The following is a 3,340-nucleotide window of genomic DNA, read 5'->3' on the forward strand; positions in this document are numbered from 1 at the left end:
TGCCGGCTGGCACCGCGCCTCCCGTCCGTCAGGGTCTCAGTTCCGGACCTGCTTCGCCGGGACCGTGAAGATGTTGCCGGTGGTGACGCCCTCCTCGACCTCCTCGAGGGTGCGCCCGCGGCTCTCCGGCACGAACCTCCAGATGAAAAACAGTGCGAGGAGCCCGACGATGCCGAACCCGAAGAACGTCCCGGTGATGCCCGTGGCGGCGACGATCGTCGGGAAGTAGAGCCCGAGGAACGCGTTCGCGATCCAGAGGCAGAAGACCGCGATGCCCATCCCCAGCGCGCGGATCTGCGTCGGGAAGATCTCCGACAGCAGCACCCACACCGCGATGTTGAGGAACGTCTGCATCGAGCCGACGAACGCGACGACCAGGAACAGGATCACCCACGGGCGGGCCGGGTTGCCGGCGGGCAGGGCCACCGAGGCGATGCCGATGAGGAAGTGGCACACCGTCGTCAGCGAGAACCCGAGGATGAGCGTCGTCCGCCGGTTGATCTTCTCCATGTTGTGGATGGCGATGAAGCCGCCGATCACGGCGATGACGCCCGGCGCGATGTTCGCGATCAGGGCGGCCGACTGCTGGAAGCCCGACTCGATGAGCACCGTCTGGCCGTAGTACATGATCGAGTTGATGCCGGTGAGCTGCTGGGCGACCCCGAGGCCCGCGCCGATGAGCACGATGCGGATGAGCCACTTGTTGCCGAGCATCACGCGCCAGCCGCTCACGCTCTGGACCTTCGCCTCGAACTCGTTCGTGCGCTTGATGTCCTCGAGTTCGGCGGCCGCGCGCTCCTTCGATCGGATCTGGCCGAGCACCGTGAGCGCCTCGTCGTTGCGCCCCTTCGACGCCAGCCACCGCGGCGATTCGGGGACGCGGAGCATCCCGACGAAGAGTGCGATCGCGGGGAGCGCACTCACGGCGAGCATGACGCGCCAGACACCGTGCCCCTCACCCCACATGGTGCCGATGAACGCGTTCACGACGAAGGCGGCGAGCTGACCGATCACGATCATGAGTTCGTTGCGACCGGACAGCGACCCGCGGATCTCGTACGGCGCGAGTTCGGCGAGGAACACCGGGACGACCGTCGAGGCACCGCCGACCGCGAGGCCGAGGAGCACGCGACCGACGACCATCACCCCGAAGGTCGGCGCGAACACGCAGGTCATGCTGCCGACGAAGAAGATGACCGCGAGCGTGATGATCGTCCGGCGACGACCCCACCCGTCGGCGACCCGGCCGCCGAGCATGGCGCCGATCGCCGCACCGAACAGGAGCGAGCTCGTCACGACGCCCTCGGTGAGCGGCGTCAGGCCGAGCTCCTTCGTCATCGGGTTCAGCGCGCCGTTGATCACGCCGGTGTCGTAGCCGAAGAGGAGGCCGCCGAACGTGGCGACGAGCGCGAGGACGCCGAGGCGTCGCACGTGCGGCCCCTGCCCCACCGGCGGCAGGGCGGTGTTGGGGGCTGTGGGTTTGATGTCGACCATCCGGGTGACTCCTTCGTCAGTGATCAGGCTGCATCGCTTGGAAGGATCGTAGCCCGATTTCATGTCCTGTCAATCGCACATGAGGACATATACGCGATTGGATCGCTCCACGAAAGCCCTGGTCAGGGTTCACTCGTCCATCTGCGGCGGCTCGTCGAGCACGTCCCCCAGCGACGCCATGTCCGCACCGTGGTCCGTGTACCGACGGACCGTCCGCCGAGCCGCAGCACTTGCGGCACCCGAGAGCCGGGGGTTGCGGCGAGCGGCGTCCGCCACGCGACCCGCGTGCCCGGCCGTGGACAGCAGGATGTTCGCCAGCGCCCGGGCGTCCCCGCGTTCCGGGACGCCCGCGATGGTCCACGCGGTGCGCACCTGCTCGTCCGGCGTCACGCCACGGCGGGTGCCCATCCGATGCCAGTCCGAGAGCGATCCCTCGGTCCGGGACGCCGCACGGTCCGCCTCCCCCGCTCGACGACGTTCGGCGTCCCGCGCGGCGTCGGACGCCTCGGTCCGCTCGATCCGGTCGGTCAGGCCGTCCGCGCGCTTCCGGATCTGCTCGGCGCGTTCCCGTGCGGCGCCGGCATCTCCACCGGCCTCGGCGATGCGGGCGGCGTGCGCGGCGGCGGCCGCGGCGAGGATCTCCGAACGCTCCATGCCTCGACGGTAGTCCGTCCCGCCGACAGCACTGGTCGCTACACCTCCGGACACACCGGGCGCCCGGCCGTCGCCCCGCTCGCGCCGGTCGGCTAGCATCCGACCGAGGGGGAACCATGAAGCGGATCGTGACGGTCGGGGTGCTCGTCCTGGCCACCGTCGCACTCTCGGGGTGCTCGTTGCTGCGGGGGTCCGACGGAGCGCTGCCGGCGCCGTCGGGTCCGGCGACGGCGCAGCGCACCCCGACCCCGAGCGCCACGCCCTCCGCCGACGGCGAGTCCGAGGGCGATCTGCTGCAGGCGTCGGCCACCCCGCGGACCCCGACGCCCGAACCGACCGAGGCCGCCGCACCGGCGCCGACGCTCACACCCATCCCGGCGGGCACCGTCCTGGCGCAGGGCGACGTCGCGTCACCGAAGGGGAGCATCCACTTCCACTTCCGCGTCGTGGCCAACGGTGACGACACCTTCACGGCGCAGTACAGCGGCGTCACCTCGACCCTGCCGGTGCCGATCGGCGTCGGGCTGTTCGACCTGCCGCGCAAGGTCGGCGACGGCCTCACCTACCACGGCGTCGGCGACCGGACGCTCGGTGGTCCCACACAGGGCCCGATCGCAGCGGACGTGCCCCTCACCGGCTCCGGCGTCGACCCCTCCCACCTCGGCGTCCTCGTGACGTACTCCGCTGCGGCCGCCGGCGCCGACGTGCCGGTCGAGATCAGCAGCGACAAGGTGCTCGCCGTCACGTCGGTCCGCTGGTCGGTGCCGCAGCGGACGACGAACGTGCACCCGGTTGACTCCGGTGCTCGACCGAACGCCACGGGGACCGTCACCGGGAAGACCGCGACGGGCGCTCCGAAGGCGTACACCGTCGCCCCGGACGACCTCATCGGCGACGTCGCCGCGCGCTTCGGCATCACGGTGAAGGCGCTCGTCTGGCTGAACGAGGGTGTGCAGGTCTTCGGGGAGGACCAGCACCTCTACGAGGGCACGACCCTCAACCTCGACCCACTCGGCCGCTGACGCACGGCCCGGGCCCGGGCCGGCCCGGCCCGGCCCGTGCGCGGATGGGCCGAGTCTCGGGCTCAGCGACAGTTCACGCGCCGATCGGCCCGTGAACTGTCGGTCAGCGCGAGACTCGCGCCCGAACGGCGGGACGGCCGAACGGCGGGACAGACGGACGGGAGGCGCGG

At 70.9% G+C, this 3,340-nt stretch carries 3 protein-coding genes; 1 reads left to right on the forward strand and 2 read right to left on the reverse strand.

The genetic code is table 11. The annotated features are described in order from the left end of the window. Nucleotides 1–36: 36 nt before the first annotated feature. Nucleotides 37–1,494 (reverse strand): sugar porter family MFS transporter, encoded by a 1,458-nt coding sequence (locus ACTJKO_RS05110; RefSeq protein ID WP_440686346.1) that lies wholly within the window; start codon nucleotides 1,492–1,494, stop codon nucleotides 37–39. A gap of 129 nt (nucleotides 1,495–1,623) precedes the next feature. Beyond that, the gene (locus tag ACTJKO_RS05115) at nucleotides 1,624–2,148 is read right to left on the reverse strand and encodes a hypothetical protein (protein WP_440686348.1); all 525 of its coding nucleotides are present in this window, start codon (nucleotides 2,146–2,148) and stop codon (nucleotides 1,624–1,626) included. Nucleotides 2,149–2,264: 116 nt separating this feature from the next. Here ACTJKO_RS05115 and ACTJKO_RS05120 point away from each other — a divergent pair, with 116 nt between their 5' ends. Next, nucleotides 2,265–3,170, forward strand: a complete 906-nt coding sequence (locus ACTJKO_RS05120; RefSeq protein WP_440686350.1) for a LysM domain-containing protein — start codon at nucleotides 2,265–2,267, stop codon at nucleotides 3,168–3,170. Nucleotides 3,171–3,340 lie beyond the last annotated feature (170 nt).

The organism is Curtobacterium sp. 22159, assembly GCF_052045775.1.
Classification (GTDB): Bacteria; Actinomycetota; Actinomycetes; order Actinomycetales; family Microbacteriaceae; genus Curtobacterium.